The organism is Agrococcus sp. GCM10030265, from assembly GCF_042666675.1.
GTDB lineage: Bacteria > Actinomycetota > Actinomycetes > Actinomycetales > Microbacteriaceae > Agrococcus.
The window spans coordinates 1,023,872-1,040,545 of record NZ_JBHTCZ010000002.1 but is presented as its reverse complement, the minus strand read 5'-3'; the positions used below and the strand labels follow the sequence as shown (position 1 = coordinate 1,040,545).

22 protein-coding genes are annotated in these 16,674 nt (G+C 70.4%); 21 read left to right on the top strand and 1 reads right to left on the bottom strand.

What is annotated here, in order from left to right:
• The first annotated feature begins 51 nt into the window (after nucleotides 1-51).
• The 9 genes from ACFQPP_RS09320 to ACFQPP_RS09280 all read left to right on the top strand — a co-directional run bounded on the left by ACFQPP_RS09320 (nucleotide 52) and on the right by ACFQPP_RS09280 (nucleotide 6,649).
• The gene (locus ACFQPP_RS09320; RefSeq protein ID WP_376916782.1) at nucleotides 52-507 is read left to right on the top strand and encodes a transposase; all 456 of its coding nucleotides are present in this window, start codon (nucleotides 52-54) and stop codon (nucleotides 505-507) included.
• Entirely contained in the window at nucleotides 461-1,957 is a 1,497-nt protein-coding gene (locus ACFQPP_RS09315; protein WP_376916302.1) for a terminase large subunit domain-containing protein, read from the top strand. The genes ACFQPP_RS09320 and ACFQPP_RS09315 overlap by 47 nt, the downstream gene beginning before the upstream one ends.
• Nucleotides 1,954-3,396, top strand: a complete 1,443-nt coding sequence (locus ACFQPP_RS09310; RefSeq protein ID WP_376916301.1) for a phage portal protein — start codon at nucleotides 1,954-1,956, stop codon at nucleotides 3,394-3,396. Before ACFQPP_RS09315 ends, ACFQPP_RS09310 begins: the two co-directional genes overlap by 4 nt.
• Complete coding sequence (locus ACFQPP_RS09305) at nucleotides 3,396-4,115, top strand: hypothetical protein (protein WP_376916300.1); 720 nt, start codon at nucleotides 3,396-3,398, stop codon at nucleotides 4,113-4,115. Before ACFQPP_RS09310 ends, ACFQPP_RS09305 begins: the two co-directional genes overlap by 1 nt.
• A 65-nt stretch (nucleotides 4,116-4,180) precedes the next feature.
• Nucleotides 4,181-4,666: a hypothetical protein gene (locus ACFQPP_RS09300; RefSeq protein ID WP_376916299.1), complete on the top strand. Its 486-nt coding sequence runs from the start codon at nucleotides 4,181-4,183 to the stop codon at nucleotides 4,664-4,666.
• Nucleotides 4,667-4,694: 28 nt separating this feature from the next.
• Nucleotides 4,695-5,615 (top strand): phage major capsid protein, encoded by a 921-nt coding sequence (locus ACFQPP_RS09295; protein ID WP_376916298.1) that lies wholly within the window; start codon nucleotides 4,695-4,697, stop codon nucleotides 5,613-5,615.
• A complete protein-coding gene (locus tag ACFQPP_RS09290; RefSeq protein ID WP_376916297.1) occupies nucleotides 5,615-5,902 on the top strand; it encodes a hypothetical protein in 288 nt (95 codons plus the stop codon). Before ACFQPP_RS09295 ends, ACFQPP_RS09290 begins: the two co-directional genes overlap by 1 nt.
• 22 nt (nucleotides 5,903-5,924) lie before the next feature.
• On the top strand, nucleotides 5,925-6,326 hold the full coding sequence (locus ACFQPP_RS09285) for a hypothetical protein (RefSeq protein WP_376916296.1): 402 nt from the start codon (nucleotides 5,925-5,927) through the stop codon (nucleotides 6,324-6,326).
• Complete coding sequence (locus ACFQPP_RS09280) at nucleotides 6,323-6,649, top strand: hypothetical protein (protein ID WP_376916295.1); 327 nt, start codon at nucleotides 6,323-6,325, stop codon at nucleotides 6,647-6,649. The genes ACFQPP_RS09285 and ACFQPP_RS09280 overlap by 4 nt, the downstream gene beginning before the upstream one ends.
• 2 nt (nucleotides 6,650-6,651) lie before the next feature.
• Here ACFQPP_RS09280 and ACFQPP_RS09275 read toward each other — a convergent pair whose 3' ends face one another.
• Nucleotides 6,652-6,921, bottom strand: a complete 270-nt coding sequence (locus tag ACFQPP_RS09275) for a hypothetical protein (RefSeq protein ID WP_376916294.1) — start codon at nucleotides 6,919-6,921, stop codon at nucleotides 6,652-6,654.
• A 39-nt stretch (nucleotides 6,922-6,960) separates the two neighbouring features.
• Between ACFQPP_RS09275 and ACFQPP_RS09270 the strand changes: the two genes are divergently transcribed.
• From ACFQPP_RS09270 to ACFQPP_RS09215, 12 genes are all read left to right on the top strand, one after another.
• Nucleotides 6,961-7,287, top strand: a complete 327-nt coding sequence (locus ACFQPP_RS09270; protein ID WP_376916293.1) for a hypothetical protein — start codon at nucleotides 6,961-6,963, stop codon at nucleotides 7,285-7,287.
• Complete coding sequence (locus ACFQPP_RS09265; RefSeq protein WP_376916292.1) at nucleotides 7,280-7,690, top strand: hypothetical protein; 411 nt, start codon at nucleotides 7,280-7,282, stop codon at nucleotides 7,688-7,690. The genes ACFQPP_RS09270 and ACFQPP_RS09265 overlap by 8 nt, the downstream gene beginning before the upstream one ends.
• On the top strand, nucleotides 7,687-7,899 hold the full coding sequence (locus ACFQPP_RS09260; protein WP_376916291.1) for a hypothetical protein: 213 nt from the start codon (nucleotides 7,687-7,689) through the stop codon (nucleotides 7,897-7,899). The genes ACFQPP_RS09265 and ACFQPP_RS09260 overlap by 4 nt, the downstream gene beginning before the upstream one ends.
• Nucleotides 7,896-8,438, top strand: a complete 543-nt coding sequence (locus tag ACFQPP_RS09255) for a hypothetical protein (RefSeq protein WP_376916290.1) — start codon at nucleotides 7,896-7,898, stop codon at nucleotides 8,436-8,438. The genes ACFQPP_RS09260 and ACFQPP_RS09255 overlap by 4 nt, the downstream gene beginning before the upstream one ends.
• A 59-nt stretch (nucleotides 8,439-8,497) precedes the next feature.
• Nucleotides 8,498-8,932, top strand: coding sequence for a hypothetical protein (locus ACFQPP_RS09250; protein WP_376916289.1), 435 nt, complete (start codon nucleotides 8,498-8,500; stop codon nucleotides 8,930-8,932).
• A gap of 296 nt (nucleotides 8,933-9,228) precedes the next feature.
• Nucleotides 9,229-12,021 carry a phage tail tape measure protein gene (locus ACFQPP_RS09245; RefSeq protein ID WP_376916288.1) on the top strand — a complete coding sequence of 931 codons (2,793 nt, stop codon included), beginning with the start codon at nucleotides 9,229-9,231 and terminating at the stop codon, nucleotides 12,019-12,021.
• Nucleotides 12,022-12,024: 3 nt separating this feature from the next.
• Nucleotides 12,025-12,795, top strand: coding sequence for a hypothetical protein (locus ACFQPP_RS09240; RefSeq protein ID WP_376916287.1), 771 nt, complete (start codon nucleotides 12,025-12,027; stop codon nucleotides 12,793-12,795).
• A gap of 119 nt (nucleotides 12,796-12,914) precedes the next feature.
• A complete protein-coding gene (locus ACFQPP_RS09235) occupies nucleotides 12,915-13,901 on the top strand; it encodes a hypothetical protein (protein ID WP_376916286.1) in 987 nt (328 codons plus the stop codon).
• Nucleotides 13,898-14,512 (top strand): hypothetical protein, encoded by a 615-nt coding sequence (locus ACFQPP_RS09230; RefSeq protein ID WP_376916285.1) that lies wholly within the window; start codon nucleotides 13,898-13,900, stop codon nucleotides 14,510-14,512. The genes ACFQPP_RS09235 and ACFQPP_RS09230 overlap by 4 nt, the downstream gene beginning before the upstream one ends.
• A gap of 2 nt (nucleotides 14,513-14,514) precedes the next feature.
• The gene (locus ACFQPP_RS09225) at nucleotides 14,515-14,754 is read left to right on the top strand and encodes a hypothetical protein (protein ID WP_376916284.1); all 240 of its coding nucleotides are present in this window, start codon (nucleotides 14,515-14,517) and stop codon (nucleotides 14,752-14,754) included.
• Nucleotides 14,754-15,206 carry a hypothetical protein gene (locus tag ACFQPP_RS09220; protein WP_376916283.1) on the top strand — a complete coding sequence of 151 codons (453 nt, stop codon included), beginning with the start codon at nucleotides 14,754-14,756 and terminating at the stop codon, nucleotides 15,204-15,206. Before ACFQPP_RS09225 ends, ACFQPP_RS09220 begins: the two co-directional genes overlap by 1 nt.
• Before the next feature lies 1 nt (nucleotide 15,207).
• A complete protein-coding gene (locus tag ACFQPP_RS09215; protein ID WP_376916282.1) occupies nucleotides 15,208-16,656 on the top strand; it encodes a GDSL-type esterase/lipase family protein in 1,449 nt (482 codons plus the stop codon).
• Nucleotides 16,657-16,674 lie beyond the last annotated feature (18 nt).

The following is a 16,674-nucleotide window of genomic DNA, read 5'->3' as shown; positions in this document are numbered from 1 at the left end:
GGGAGGCGACCCCAGGGGGATAGCGCCGATCTCTCCCTGAACGTTTTCCACATGCCAGTCGGGGGAATGATGCCTCGAGCCGACTCGTCGAAGCGTCCCTCGAGGAAGTCGACTGCCCAGCAACCGCGCGGCAGGAAGACCTACTCGGACGAGTTCAAGGCCGATGCGGTCGAGCGCGTTCGGGGCGGTCAGTCGCTGCACAGTGTTGCGCAGATGCTCGGCGTCTCGAGGACGTCGCTGCGCACGTGGGTCGACGCCGCGCCGGCGCCCCGCGCGAAGCTCGCGGCTGCGGCCGCCTCGGGTGACCGGAAGGCGTACCTCGTCGCGCTGCGCGATCAGATCGCCGAGACCATCGAGGCCGGGATCGCTGCCCGCGACCTGCCACCGAACGCCCGCCTGCTGAACGAGACGATGCGCGAGCTCGAGGAGATCGAGGCACGGGAGGCCGAGGAGGCTGCCGATGCCGCCGACGCTGAAGACGAGGACTGGGACCCCGAGGCTCTCTGACGTCGCGAAGCACCTCGTGCTGCCGTCGGACATCGTCGCGACGGGCTATCCGGGCGTCGAGGCGCAGTGCCGGAAGATGGGCGTCGAGCACGACGATTGGCAGCGAGGCCTCGCGCGCGCGCTTCTCGCGAAGCGGTCGACCGGGCTGTACGCGGCTGGCATCGGCGGCGCGATCATCTCGATCTGCCGCCAGGCGGGCAAGACGTTCACGATCGGTTCGATCGTCTTCGCGCTGTGCATCCTGTTCCCGGGCACGAAGGTGCTGTGGACGGCGCACCACTCGGCGACGACCGACGAGACCTTCGAGTCGCTCGCGGCGTTCGCGCGCCGCCGCCTCGTCGCGCCTCACATCCGGCAGGTCCGCGGCGGCAACGGCAAGCAGTCGATCCGCTTCATGAACGGGTCGCGCATCTCGTTCGGTGCGCGCGAGCACGGCTTCGGCCGTGGCCTGCAGGGCGTGTCGATCGTCGTGTTCGACGAGGCGCAGATCCTCACCGAGCGCGCGCTGACCGACATGATCCCGACGACGAACGTGTCGAAGAACCCGCTCGTCATCTACATGGGCACGCCGCCGAAGCCGACCGATCCGGCCGAGGTGTTCAAGGGCCGCCGCCGCAAGATGCTCGCCGTCGAGGCGAAGCGCAGCGCCGGCGAGGACGCGGCGAGCGACACGCTCTACATCGAGGTCGGCGCGGACGAGGGCGCCGACCCCGACGACCGCGAGCAGTGGGCGAAGGCGAACCCGTCGTTCCCGCACCGCACGCCGGCCGAGTCGATCCAGCGCATGCGCGAGCAGCTCGGCGACGACGAGTCGTTCCTGCGCGAGGGCATGGGCGTCTGGGACTCCGACGACCCCGGGTCGCGTGCGATCAGCCGAACGCTCTGGGACCGACAGGGTGTCGACGCCGCACCGGAGGGCACGATCTCCTACGGCGTCGCCTTCTCGCAGGACGGCACTCGCGTGTCGCTCGGCGGCGCGCGCAAGCACTCCACCGGCATCCACGCCGAGCTGCTCGACGCGCAGACCGGCCCGGTCGAGGACGGCATCGCGCCGCTCGCCGACTGGCTCGCCGGATGCTGGCGGCAGACCGCCGAGATCGTCATCTCCGGCGCGGCTGGCGCCGAGACGCTCAAGCAGGCGCTCATCGAGCGCAAGGTGCCGCCTCGCATGATCCGCGTGCTGAACACGACGCAGTACCTCGCCGCGTGCGCAGGAGCGTACGACTCGCTCCTCGACCGCTCGCTGACGCATCTCGCCGACGCCGGGCAGCAGGTACTCGACGACTCCGTCGCGGTGACCGACAAGAAGAAGCGCACCGCATCCGGCGCGTGGGGCTGGGAAGCCACCACCGTCGACGGTGACGAAACGCCGCTCGAGGCGATCAGCGTCGCGCACTACGGCGCGCGGCACACGAAGCGAGACCCATCCAGGAAGCAGGTGATCTCGTGATCGCAGTCGCGTCCACGGCCGTCGACGGCCTGCCCCGCTTCATGACGAACGTCTCGGACGCCGAGCTCGACATCGTCCGCGGGCTGATGAAGACGTGGATCGAGAAGCGCCCGGGCAACGTCCGCAACTCGATGTACTACGACGGCAAGATGCCGCTGCGGCCGACGGGCAACATCCCGCCGGAGGCGATGGCACGCATCCGCGCATCGCTCGGCTGGCCTGAGCGGGCGGTCGGCGGCCTCGGCGACCGGATGATCTTCGACGGCTTCGCGGCGCCCGACCAGGGCGAGGACCCGTTCGAGCTCGAGGAGATCCTCGACGGGAACCGGTTCGACCTCGAGCTGCCGCAGGCGATCACGTCCTCGCTGAAGCACTCGTGCTCGTTCATCACGACCGCGCGCGGTGACGTCGCCTCGGGCGAGCCCGAGATCCTCGTCATGGCTCGCTCGGCAGAGTGGTCCGCCGCGAAGTGGGACAAGCGCCGCCGACGCGTGTCGTCCTACATGGCCATCACCGACGTCGACGAGCACGGTCGCGCGTCCGCGGTCGACGTCTACCTGCCCGACGTGGTCCTCCTCTGCCGCCGCCGCTCGTCGGGAGCATGGACGGCAGAGCGCAAGGCGAACGCGCTCGGCGAGGTGTGGGCCGAGCCGCTCGCGTTCGACCCGCAGCTCGACCGCCCGTTCGGCCGCTCCCGAATCACGCGAGGCGTGCGCACCATCACCGACCACGCGATCGCGAACATCATCCGCACCGAGATCGGAGCCGACTTCTACGCCGCCCCGCGCATGCTCGCTCTCGGCGTCGGCGAGTCCGCGTTCGCGAAGTCGAAGTGGGCGCTGGCGATTGACCGCTGGCTCGCCATCAGCCGCGACGAGAACGGCGACCTGCCGACCGTCACGCAGATGGCGCAGATGACGACGCAGCCGCTCGCCGACCTGCACCGCATCTACGCATCGCAGATCGCAGGCGAGACCGGCCTGCCCATCTCGTCGCTCGGCATCGTGCAGGACAACCCGCCCTCGGCGGAGGCGCTGTACGCCGCGGAGAAGGACCTGATCGTGAAGTCGCGGGCGCAGGTCCGCGTCTACGGCGCAGCGCTGCGGCAGGTCGCGCGCCGCATCGTGCGACTGCGCGACGGCAAGGACGCGTACGCCGAGGAGCTGCGGGGCCTGCAGGCGTCGTGGCTCGACCCGGCGTTCACGTCGCCCGTGACGGCGTCGGCCGCGCTCGAGCAGCTCTCGCGCGTCTTCCCGTGGTTCGCTGAGTCGCCCGAGGCGCTCAAGTTCGCGGGCTTCTCCGGCCCCACGGTCACGCGGCTGCTCGCCGACAAGCGGCGCGCCGAGGGCTCGGGCACGATGGCTGCGCTCATCGAGGCAGCGCGTCGCCCGGCCACGGGCGAGACGGCATCGCCGAGCGAGGCCGTCGGAGGCGTCTGATGCCCCGGCGCTGGGTCTCCGATGCCGAAGCGCGCACGCTGCGCGACCTGCAGCTGGGTGCCGGCCGTCTCATCCGCGAGGAGCTGACGCTCTTCTTCGGGTCGCTCAACCTCGAGCGGCCCGAGGCGGTGCGCGATGCGCTGCTGCAGTTCGTGCCCTCGCTCGTGCAGCGCTACGGCGAGGGCGCGGCTGCGGTCGCGGCGGACTGGTACGACGACGTGCGATCAGGCTTGAACGTGCGCGGCTCGTACCGCGCCCGCGTGGCCGATCCCATCGAGGAGGAGCGCATCGACCGCATGGTGCGGTTCGCGGCGCAGCACCTCTTCACGGAGACGCCGGCGCTCATGCTCGCGGCTCTCGCGGCGCCCGCTGCGCGCTACGTCGTAGAGCAGGGGCGGCTCACGATCGTCGCCTCGACGCGCGAGGATCCGCGCTCGCGCGGGTGGGAGCGGCGCGCGCGCGGCACCTCGTGCTCGTTCTGCAAGGCGCTCGCGCAGCGTGGTCGCGTCTACCGCTACGACACGAACTACTTCGCCGCACACAACGACTGCGGATGCACGGCCGTGCCCTCCTGGGACCCGCAGGCCCGCGAGGTGCCCGTCGACGTCTACGAGGCGTCGCGACGCACCGACGGCATGAAGCCGCGCGAACTCGCCGCGCATCGCGAGCGAGTGCGCACCCTCGTCGACCGGTTCGAGTCCGGCGACTACGACACCTGAACCTCCCCGCGCTGTGCGGGGCCACGCCTACCCGAGCGGTCAATCGGGGCTGAAGGAGCACACGCATGACGTTCCCCATGACGATCGCGTCGCAGGACGAGTTCGACGAGAAGGTCCGCGACCGACTCACGCGCCAGCGCGAGCAGTTCGAGGGCAAGATCACCGAGCTCGAGGGCAAGGTCGCCGGACTCGGCGACCTCACCACGCGCGCCGAGCAGGCGGAGGCCGCGAAGGCGACCGCTGAGCAGGAGCGCGACGCCGCAGCGCAGCGCGCCACCGACGCCGAGGCGAAGGTCGGCACGTTCGAGCAGAAGGAGCAGCTCGCCACCTGGCGCGCCGACGTCGCGAAGGCGACCGGCGTTCCGGCGGGCGCGCTGCGTGGCTCCACCAAGGAGGAGCTCGAGGCACACGCCACCGAGCTGAAGCCCCTCCTCACGGCGGCAGGATCGCCGGTCATCCCCTCCCAGGGCGACAGCCCCGACACGTCGAACGTCGAGTCCGAAGAGCGCGCCGCCGTGCGCAGCCTCTTCGGCGGCGGCAGCGACGACTGACACCAATCTCTCCCGGAAGGAGAACCCCATGGCCGTCTTCGGCACCAACGACGCCAAGGTCCTCATGCCTCGCACCATCGCCGACGGCATGGTCAAGCAGGCGAAGTCCCTCTCGACCGTCGCGCAGCTCTCGCCGCGCGAGCCGATGCGCTTCGGCGAGGTCGACATCATCACCTTCAACGACATCCCGAAGATGGAGTACGTCGAGGAGTCCGGCGAGAAGTCGTCGTCCTCGACCAGCTTCGGCTCGGTCAAGGCCAAGCCCCACAAGGGCCAGGTCACGCTCCGCTTCTCGAACGAGGTGGAGTGGGCCGACGAGGACCAGCAGCTCGGCGTCCTTCGCGAGGTCGCCGACGCCGGCCAGGTCGCGCTCTCGCGCGGCCTCGACCTCGGCCTCCTGCACCGCATCAACCCGCTCTCGGGCACCGTCATCACCGGCTGGGACAACTACGTCACCGCCACGACGAAGAACGTCGAGCAGGCGACGGGGGACGCGGACGACGACTTCCGCGCGGCGGTCGGCCTGCTCATGTCGGGCTCCACGCCGTCGCAGGTCAACGGCGCGGCGATCGACCCGCGCTTCGCCTGGGCCCTGTCGAACCTCAAGAAGCGCGACGGCTCGGGCGAGACGTCCGACCAGCGCTACCCGCAGCTCGGCTTCGGCACCAACATCACCGACTTCATGGGCGTGCCCACGGCGGTCGGCGACACGGTCTCGGGCACGCCCGAGGCTGCCGACACCGGCGTCCGCGCGATCGTCGGCGACTTCGTCAACGGCATCCGCTGGGGTGTGCAGCGCGAGCTGCCGATCGAGATCATCCGCTTTGGAGACCCGGACGGCCAGGGCGACCTGAAGCGCAAGAACGAGATCGCGCTGCGACTCGAGATCGTCTACGGCTGGTACGCGTTCGTGAACCGCTTCGCCGTCGTGCAGAACAAGGTCGCCTGATGGGCGTCCGCTTCCGCAACGACCGCGGCACGGTCGTGAACGTCGACGAGGCGACGGCCGCCGACCTCGGGCCCGAGTGGCAGCCGTGCGTCGAGGACGAGCAGGTCGTCGTCGACGAGGCGGGCACCGACCTCGAGCCGACCGACGTGGTCGGCGAGCCCGTCACGGACGAGGAGGCCGCGAGCCTCCCGCCCGCCCAGACCGAGCCCGAGTCGCCCGTGGGCGACGACGGCATCCCGGTCGTCGGCGAGCCCGCCGAGAAGCCGACGCGCCAGCGTCGCAAGTAGCTCGAACGAAGGGAGGCCGGTCATGGTGTACGCGACGGTCGAAGACCTGAAGGCGATCTGGCCGGCCTTCCCCACGGGCAAGGAGGCGACGGCGGAGGCGCTGCTCGACGATGCGGCTGTCCGCATCGACGCGTACGCGCCGCCGCCGGGCCCCCTCACCGTCGAGCAGCTCGCGGTGCGCCGCACGGTGTCGCGCGAGATGGTCAAGTTCGTCATGGCGAACGAGCCCGCGCACGACCCGGACGTGGCGTCGATGCAGCGCTCGATGGGGCCGTTCTCCGAGGGCATCACCTACCGCACCGAACGCACACTCATGCTGACCGACGAGCACAAGGGCATGCTGCGCTCGCGCGCGCAGATCGCCTTCACGGTGCCGATGGTCGCGGAGCATCCGCCGACCGACCCCCTGTGGTGGCTGCAGTGAGCATCCCGCTGCCCGACTACTTCAAGCCCCACACCGTCTCCGTCCGCGACCGCGTCGACGGCGGCGGGATGGGCCCCGGCTACGGCGACCCCCGCGACGTGCGCGGCTTCGTCGTCGACGAGCAGAAGGTCGTCGTCACCGCGAGCGGCGTCGAGGCGGTGTCGTCATCGCAGGTCCACACGGATGCGGACGAGCTCGTGCCGCCGCAGTCGCTCGTGACGATCTGGGTCGGCACGCCGTTCGAGCGCGAGGCCGCGGTCGTCGCGATCACGCGTGGTGAGCATCCAACGCTGCCGGGCTTCCAGACGCTGGCGCTCGAGTAGGGCTAGCGCACCGCGATCAGCACGATCGCGACTACTGCGCCCGCGAGCGCCAGGTAACCGCCAACGAGCCCGCCCATCGCGAGCAGGCGGCCGCGTCCTGCGCCCTTCGATAGTGCGAGATGCCCTAGGACGATCGCGACGACGCCTAGGAACACGGCAGGAGCCGCCTGAAGCGGAATTCGGATGAGCGCTAGCGAGGCGACACCGAGGATGCCGACCACAAGCGCCGGGATCGCAAGCGGGCTGCTGGCCGGTGCGCGGGTGTCGCTCATGTCCGTCAGCGTACGACCTCACCTTGGAAGGAGGCGGCGATGGAGCAGTACCTGCCACTCCTGACGTCGTTCGAGAAGGCCGCGCAGGACGCCCTCACCGAGCACGCGAACGACGTCATGGACGTCTCCGACGACCGCTTCCCCAAGGACTCGGGCGACACGGTGAAGACTCGCGAGGTGAAGGTCGAAGACCTCACCGTGACCGCGGGTTACACGGACTTCGTCGCCCGTCTGCAGCACGAGAACCTCGACTACGAGCACCGCAACGGCGGGCGGGCGAAGTTCCTCGAGTCGGCGGCCGAGGAACAGGCGGACCAGCTGTCGCCGACTGTTGAGAAGCATCTCCGGGCGGTGTTCGGTGGATGACGTCGCGCTGACGAAGCGCATCTGCGCGCTGCTGGGCACCCTCGACGGGTGGTCGTGGCAGCCCGACGGCCCCGCCTACTCGCCGACTGTCGTCGGCGTGCACTACGGGCCCACGAAGGGCCCGGGCCGCGCGGTCGGCGTGACCGTCTACGCGACCGCCGACGTCCGGCACCTCTCGCAGCGCCGGGTGCAGCTCAAGCACCTCGGCGCTCCCGACGACCCGAAGGGCGCGGATGCGCTCGTCGACCAGTCGTTCCCGCTGCTGCGTGACCTCTGCCGATGGCGGGGGATTCTCGGCGCGAGCGACCGCCGAACCGTGCCCCTCGGCGTCGACGCGAGCCGCCGTCAGGGCCGCACCGAGAACTGGCTCATCACGCTCGACACCGAGGAGGAGACCCCGTGACCAGCACGGCAGACCGATACCGCGAGGCGGGCATGAAGCCGCCGCGCTCCACCGACCCCGACGAGGCGCCCGCCGTCGTCGAGATCCCGGAGGGCTCGCTCCTGCGAGTCGTACCGGGCGCCGACGGCATCCCGACGCTCGTCGACACCACCACGCCGCCCGACGTCGTCGACGGCCCGAGCGACACCGAGAAGGAGTCCACCCGATGAGCGCACGCGTTCCCCTCCCCGCCGGCACCACGCTCGGCAAGTCCCACGAGTACGGCGTGAACGTCGACGTCTCGATCGACGGCGCGACCGAGCCGACGTGGCAGCCCGCCCGCCGCATCGACAACCTCGCGCCCACGTGGACGCCGACGACGCAGGACATCGCGTCCTACGACGATGGCGGCTCACCGAACCAGAGCGTCGTCGCCTGGGCGCTCGGCCTCGCCTACCAGCAGTACGGCTACCGCAGCGAGACGACGGGCAAGTTCCTGCCCGAGATCGACGCGCTCATCCGCCGCTCGCTGCCCGACGCACTCGACGGCAAGGCGAACGTCGGCCTGCAGTTCTACCACAAGCCCGACACGGGCATCCCCGACCCGGACTTCGGCTTCGAGGCGCAGTTCCGCGTGACGTGGTCGCGCGTGAACACCGCCTCCGACGGCAACGTCGAGAAGTTCGCCTACACCTGCGAGTCGCAGGGTCCGGTGCGCCAGATCCCCAACCCGTTCACGGGCTGGGAGACGGAGCCGGAGACCCCGTGACCGATGGCGGGCCGAGCCTCAACGGCTCGGCCCGCCTCCCCAGACCCGAGGAGCATGCCATGATCGGCGACTTCAAGCAGTGGGCGCAGCCCGACCTCGAACTGCCCTACGACGGCCGCATCTACCGCGTGCCCGCGCCGACGGTCGAGCGCGCGAAGGCGATCATCGCCTCCGCCATCCGCGGCGAGGTCGGCCTTGGCCTCGTGAAGGGTCCCGTGCCGCCCGAGGTGCAGGCCGTGCTCGACTCCATCGGCGACAGCCACCCCGCGCTCACCGACGAGGTCTACGCGCAGATGGATGCCGACGGGGTGCCGAAGGAGAGCATCGACCGGATGGCGTATTACGCCGTCTTCTACTGGGCGCGCTCCGAGCAGTACGCCGACTGGATCGGCAAGATCCTGTGGACGCCCCGCGAGGGCGACGCGTCCGTCGCGGGTGATGCCGCGCGAAAAGCGGCATCGTCACGGCGGAGGACCTCGCCCCGTACGGCGTAGGGGAGCCCGACGCGGACGGGTGGTTCCCCGACTACCGTCCGCTGCCGGACCACCTGAAGCCTGCGACCGAGGCCGAGCGGCCGAAAGCGGCCGTCGAGATCGACGGGTCGTGGCTGGCGATCGCGACGCACTGGGGGATCGTCCTCGACGACCTCTCGCACGAGCACGGCATAGTCCTCGACGACCCCGCTGTGCTCGCGATGCCGTGGGTCGGCATCCGCACCCTCATCTTCTCGCTCCTCGAGCGCGATACCCGCCTTCGTCGCGAGCTGACGAAGCACTGATCGGAGGTACCCATGGCCACGGTCTTCGAGCTCCAGTCGCTCTTCACGGCGGACACGTCGCAGATCAAGGCCGCCGAGAAGGAGATCCAGGCCACCGGCAAGCGCGTCGAGTCGAAGCCGATCAAGGTCGACGCGGACGCGAAGGGCGCACTGGCGTCGATGGACCGCGTCGAGGCGCAGGCGAAGCGGATCGTCTCGCAGGAGACGGTCGCGAAGCTCGACGCGAATGTCGAGAAGGCCGAGCAGGGCATCGACCGGGTCGAGCAGCACCTCGAGTACCTTCGCGCGCTCGAGGTCACGACCGACGTCAAGACCGACATCAAGAAGGCCGAGTCGGACCTGCAGCGCATGGAGCGTCAGCTCGGCGCGCTCAAGGGCGCGCGGGCCCAGGTCGACGTCGCGGCGAACACGTCGCAGGCTGAGGCTGACCTCGCGGGCGTCGCTGACGCGGCGGGCGCCGCGGGCGACGACGCAGGCGACGAGTTCGGTGAGTCGCTGCTCGCGACGATGTCGGCACTCCCCGTCGCGGGTGCCGTTGTCGGCCTGCTTTACCTCGCGGGACGCGAGGGCGCGAAAGCGCTGCAGGAGGGGTTGCAGATCGAGGTCGGCTACGACCGACTGCAGGCGCTGACCGGCATCGACGAGGCATCGGCGCGTCGCCTGGGACTCGTCGCTGGAGAGGCGTACGCGAACGTCTTCGGCGAGTCGATCGAAGCGAACATGGACACCGCGCGTCTCGCGCTGCAGTTCGACCTCGTCGACGAGAACGCGTCCGTCGCGTCCTCGCAGCGGGTCATCGAGGGTCTGGCCGGGATTGCGGACGTCCTCGGTGAGGACGTGCAGCCTGTCGCTGCCGCGGTTGCGACGTTGCTGCGTACGGGCGTTGCGTCGTCCGCCGATCAGGCGTTCGACCTGCTTGCTGCTGGCGCCCGCGAAGGGCTGAACCGCAACGAGGACCTCCTCGACACCCTCACCGAGTACCCAGCGCTGTTCCAGCGACTCGGGCTCTCCGGCGAGATGGCGCTCGGACTGATCTCGCAGGGCCTCGACGCTGGTGCGCGCAACAGCGACCTCGCGGCAGACGCCCTCAAAGAGTTCCAGATCCTCGCGACCGACGGGTCGGAGAAGTCGGCTGAGGGCTTCGAGCTGCTCGGTCTGAATGCGGCGGAGATGACGGCGCAGATTGCCGCTGGCGGGCAAGGGGCTGTTGACGGCCTCGACGCCGTCCTCGACGCGTTGCGCGACATGGAGGATCCGGTCGCGCGGAACGCGGCCGCGGTGGCCCTCTTCGGCACGCAGGCGGAGGATCTCGGCGAGGCGCTCTTCGCGCTCGACCCGACGACCGCCATCGACGCGCTGAACGGTGTGACCGGCGCTGCGCAGCGCATGTTCGACACACTCTCGTCGAATGACGCGACTGCCATCGAGCAGGCCCAGCGCAACATCGAGGTCGCTGCGAACGGCATCAAAGGTGCGCTCGCGCAGGCGTTCTCGGAGCCGCTTGGCGACTTCGCTGAGTGGGTGTCGCAGAACCGCGGCCCCCTGACGCAGTTCCTCCTCGACCTTGCGAACGGTGCGCTGGACTTCGGTCGGTCGACGGTTGAGGCAGCCGCGTCGGGCGTCGAGGCGTTCGGTGAGTTCGTGTCTGGCCCGCTCGTGGACGTGGCGGAGGGGCTTAAGTCGCTCATCCTGTTCGCAAACCCGTTCGCCGACACGTCGGACCTCGACTCGTTCATCGACGGCATGTCGGAGTTCGACGCCACGACGCAGGCCGCGGCGGACACGATGCGTGATGAGCTGATCGGTGGCCTCGACGAGGCGCAGGTCCGCCTCAACGAGTGGGGCGAGCCGATCGTCCAGATGGGCTTCTTGAACGATGCAAGCCTGCGGTTGGCGGGTGCGATCGGCGAGGTAGGTGTCGCTGCCGACGGGTCGCAGTTGGCGATCTCGTCGATCGTGACTTCGAACCTGCAGGCGACCGAGGCCGGTCAGGCACTCGAGGGTCAGATCCGTGGCGCGATCTCGGCGATGTACGAGGAGCAGCAGGCGGCGGCGGCGACTGGGGATAGCCAGGCCGAGCTGTCCGCCCGGTACAACGAGTCGCGCGATGCGCTGCTCCTGCAGCTCGAGGCGATGGGCTACACGCGGGAGGAAGCGCAGGCTCTCATCGACACGGTGATGCAGACGCCGACGGACGCGGTGACCGCGTACGGGTCGAACGCTCAGGAGGAGCAGGCCCGGGTGCAGGCGCTCGCTGATCGCATCGTGACCCTGCCCGACGGGTCGATCGTGGTGACGGCGAACACGACGCCGGCGCAGGACGACCTGAACAACTGGATCACGCACGCGAACGGCCGCCGCGTGCGGGTGATCGTGGAGACGGCGACGCCGGGCACGTTCCAGGTTGCAGGCACGAACCTGCAGCTGAACGCGCTCGGCGGGATCACCGAGTTCATGGCTGCTGGCGGCATCCGCGGCAGCGGCCTGACTCCGATGGCGCCGCTCGCGCAGATGGTGCCGCCGAAGACGTGGCGAGTGGTCGGTGACCGCTCCGACGTCGATGAGCTGTACGCGCCCCTCGATGGTTCGCCTCGGTCGTGGGCGCTCCTCATGGAGGGCCTGCGGCGGATGCCCGGCGTGATGCCGATGGCGGACGGCGGCGTGCTCGCATCGACTCCCGCTGCTGGCGGCGCGTCGGTGACGATGCCGCTCACGGTGGTCGAGGGGCCGTCGGTCGAAGAGGTGGCGGCGCTGGCGGGCAGCGCCGCGCGCCGGAACGTGACGAAGGCGCTGAGGCGGAGGTAGTCGATGCTCAAGCTGCATCTGTTCGGCGCGACGCTCGAGGGTGTCGACGATCGGGCCCGTCCTGGGTTCGAGGGCTATTCGATCGGACGGGGCGGCCTCACCGGATGGTGGGGTCGCCCCGCTGGCGTCGGAGGTGGCAGCCGCCGCCCCGGCGCGCACGGCGAGTTCGACACCCCGCTGTACCTGCCCGGCCGCGTGGTGACGGTCGCCGGTCAGGTGCGGCAGCGTGACTCTCGGTCGCGGGCGCTCGCGGCCGACCGGCTCGCCGGGCTCGGCGCTGACGGCGAGCGCGGCCGCGTCGTGGTCGAGGAGGACGGCTTCTCGACCTGGGCGTGGTGCCGTGTCCTGTCTGCCGACGTTGAGCGGTTCACGAGCGGACACCACCCCGAGTACGACCTGATGCTGCGGTGCGCGGATCCGCGACGGTACGGCGAGCGACGGTCTGAGCCGACGACGTCGAACGTCGGCAAGGTGATGGTGAACCGTGGCAACTTCCCGGCGTCGCCGAGGTTCCGCATCGCCGGTCCCCAGCCGGGCGGCTACCAGATCTGGGGCGCGGACGAGCTGCCCTACACGGTCGGCGCGGTGCCGGCGAACAGCACCGACGTCGTGGACTTCGCGACGGGCCTGGTCACGCGCGACGGTGTCGTGCTGACGGGGGCGGTGGTTACGCCGCGCACGTGGACCGTCCCCGCTGGTGGCACGAAGGAATGGGGCGTGACGCTCACGGGCAGCGGGAGCGCTGCCGGGGAGATCACCGACACCTACGTCTGAGAGGCGGCGGCTTGTACTCCTGCGACCTCGTGGACACGCGTTCCGGTTCGAAGCTCGTCCGGGTGCCGGCGTCGGGCACGTGGACGGCAGAGATGCGGGGCATCGGCCAGTCGAGTGTCGTGTTCCGTCCGCGTGACGCGGCGGTGCCGCTGACTCGCGAGAAGTGGAAGGACGCGACACGGCCGTGGGATCGCACCGCGGTCGTGTCGTGGAAGGGCGTGGCCGTGCACGCTGGCCTGCTCGTCGACGAGGCGCGCACGCACGACACGCTCACCGCTCCCACCGTCGAGGTGCGCGAGCTGCTGTCGCGCCGCTACGCCTCGATGCCGCCGACGTACTCGCCGACGGGGAAGCTGCTCATCGCGAACCGGTCGCTGCGCGGCCTGGCGATCAACCTGCTGCGCGCGGCGTACCGCGTGGTGCCGGGCGACAACTGGACGCTGCCGATCGAACTGCCCGCGACCGAGGCTGGACCGCACACGCGCGAGTGGTCGCATCACGACTTCAAGACGTTCGAGGCGATGCTGTCCGAGGTGCAGGACACCGACGGCGGCCCCGACGTCGTGCTCGATCCGCAGTGGCGCCCGGACGGGCTGCTGCACTGGGTGGTGCGTGTCGGCTCGCCGATGGTCGAGGGTGCGTCGTTCCCGGTGTGGTCGGCGTCCGCGCCGCGCTCGCCGATCTTCGACTTCGAGGAGGGGTCGGACGGGTCGACGCAGCGCTCGGGAATCTCGGTGCTCGGCAAGGGGTCGGGTCAGGACATGGTCGTCGGCCTCTCGCCGAACGCTGGCATCGCCGGCACGCGGATTCCCGACATGGATGCGACCAAGTCGCACAAGCACGTCGAGTCGAAGGCGGATGGTGACGCGCTCGCGCTCGCCGAGCTGCGGGCCGTGCGTGAGCCCGTGCGCTGGCACCGCTTCAAGGTCGACCTCGCGAACCCCGACTACCCGATCGACGTGTCGCAGTTCCGGCTCGGGGCGCGGACGAAGGTCTGGCACGACGGCGACGTGCAGTTCGACGAGGGGCTGCGCGAGGGCTACGTGACGTCGCTGTCGGGCGACCTCTCGTCGACGGAGTTGACGGTGGGGGTGACGACGCTGTGAGTGCCATCCGCGACAGGACCGACGACGGCGCGCTGCTCGACTTCGACCGACGGCTGAGCGAGATCGAGACGGGGTCGCCGCAGGAGTCGGCGACGATCGAGCGCGGGATGACGCGTGTCGCGTCCCCGGACGGCACGTCGTTCGCGGCCGTGGGCCACGCAGCCGGCCGGTCGGGCTTCCTGCTCCCTTCGGGTGGCTCGTGGGTGACGGTGCAGGAGTGGACGACGCAGCGAATCAGCGAGCTCGCGGGTGCTGCGGACTCGCGGATCCTCGCGCTCGAGGGCGTGGTCGACACGCTGTCGGTGCACATCGGGTCGCTGGGGTCGCGGGCGTCGTCGCTCGAGACGACGGTCGGGCAGCACAACTCCCACATCGGTTCGCTCGGCACCCGCACGACGGCGCTCGAGACGAAGACGAATCAGCACGACGGCCACATCGGTTCGCTGGGGTCGCGTCTGACGGCGGCGGAGCAGCGCGCGAACGCGATGCAGGGGTCAATCAACGCCGTCATCGACTACATGACGGCGATCGCCAACTCGTACAACGCGCACATCGATGCGTTCCATTCGGGTGGCGGCAAGGTGCCGAACAACCCGCCGGTGAAGGGGTGACCGTGACGATCAGTCCTGACCATTGGGTCGCCGTGTGCGAGGCGCTCGACGTCGACCCGGAGCAGACGGTGTCGATCAACATCAGCGCGACCTACGTGCGCGTCGTGTTCGCCGACCAGGCGACCGTCTCGCATCCGCTGTCGACGGCCGACCCGATCGAGCCGCTCGACATGCCGGCTGCGGTGCCGCTCGTCGACACCCTCGGCCCCGTCCCGTCCGCACCTGCCCCAGAGGAGCCCTGATGCCCTACGTCTACGAAGGCACGCTCACCGACCTCGGGCTCGACGCGCTCGTCGGCCTCTCGCCCCAGCTGCGGGTGCGGCCCCAGCGTGAGGCGTACGGCCCCGACGGGGAGCTCGTGTCGGCCGCGCCGGTGACGGTCGACGTCGCGGCGTCGGGTGCGTTCTCGGTGTCGCTCGCGGCGTCGACGGATCTGCGGCCGGTGACGCGGTACGTCATCGAGGTCGGCCGCTTCGAGGAGACGTTCGACGGGCCGCGCTTCCTCGGCGTGGACACGTGGGTGTTCCCGGCCGCGGTGGGTGGTGGCCGCATCACGGAGCAGGACAGCGAGGCGTGGCCGTTCGCGGTGTTCGTCGGCCCGCCGGTCGCGGACTGGCCGGAGGGCACTCCACCGGGCTTCTACATCCAAGCCGTCGCGCCGAACGCGTGGGGCATCAAGACCGGGGGGAACTGACATGGCAGCATCCGACCTGCCCGAGGGCGTCACGAAGCTCGGCGAGTTCAAGGGCGCGAAGGGCGACAAGGGCGACACGGGCCTGACGGGCACGTTCGCTTCGGCGTCGGCGACGACGCTCGCTGCGGGTGCGCAGGCGACGGTCGCGATCTCGGGACCGGAGACGGCGAAGGTCGTCGAGTTCGGGATCCCGCGTGGCAACACGGGCTCGACCGGCAGCACAGGGCCGGCGGGGACGATCACGGGCGCGACCGCGTCGGCGCTCGCTGCCGGCGCGGCTCCGACGGTGACGCTCGGCGGCACGGCATCGGCGCGCACGATCGCGTTCGGGATCCCGGCTGGCGCGAAGGGCGACCCTGGCGTCAAGGGCGACACGGGTCCGCAGGGTCCGGCCGCTCCGACGGCGACGACGACGGTGCAGGGGCTCGTCGAGCTCGCGACGCAGGCCGAGACGAACGCGGGCGCTGCGGGCGTCGTGCCGACCGCCGCGAACGTGAAGGCGGCGTTCGACGCGTGGGAGGCGCTGCTGCGTCCGGTGCGGAACGTGGCCGTGTTCGTCGGTGCGTCGAACGTGACGCCGTGGACGTGGCCGGAGTACCTCGCGCAGGCCGAGGGGTGGACGGCGAAGAACTACGCGATCGCGGGGCAGAACCTCGTGTCAGGGCAGTTCGAGGCTCAGCTCGACACGGCGATCGCGGATGCGTCGTTCGACAACGCGACGGTCGGGTACGTGTGGATCGCCGGCGGCGGGAACGACGCCCGCGCGAACTACTCGTATGCGCAGGTGCTCGCGGCGATGGACACGCTTGCGGCGAAGGCCCGGGCGCAGTTCCCGAATGCGCGGGTCATCGTCGTGCCGGGCCTGTGGAACAACCTCGGCCGGCACCCGAACCTCATGCCGGTGAGCACGGCGATGCGCGACTCCGCGCTGACCAACCGCTGCGAGGTGATCTGGCACGCGTGGGAGTGGCTGATCGGCCTTGACAGCACGTACATGGCGGACGCGACGCATCCCTCGGCGAAGGGGTACCAGGAGTTCCTGAAGTACATGCGGGCGTTCCTGCGGGGCGGGAACACGGCGCGCAACATCGGACCGCTGGCGACGCCGCTGCTCGCTTCGGGGTGGACGGTGCACGACCGCGGCTGGGTGAACCTCGAGTGCGTCGACGGGATGGTGCACATGGGGATGCGCCTGCAGCGCGGCACGACCGCGGCCCCGACGAACATCGCTGCGCAGACGCCGGTCATCAACCTGCCGAAGTGGGCCAGCCTCAACGAGGTGGCGTTCCCGCGCACGCTGATGGGCTTCATCGGTGGCGCGCTCACGCCGGTCGGCTGCTACGTCGGCGGCACGGTCGGCGAACTGCTGAACCTGTTCACGATCCCGAGCGGCGCGCCGGCCGCGTCGGAGTTCCACCTGCCGCCGGTGCAGTGGCCGATCGGGTCGTAATTGCTCGACGAAGGGAGG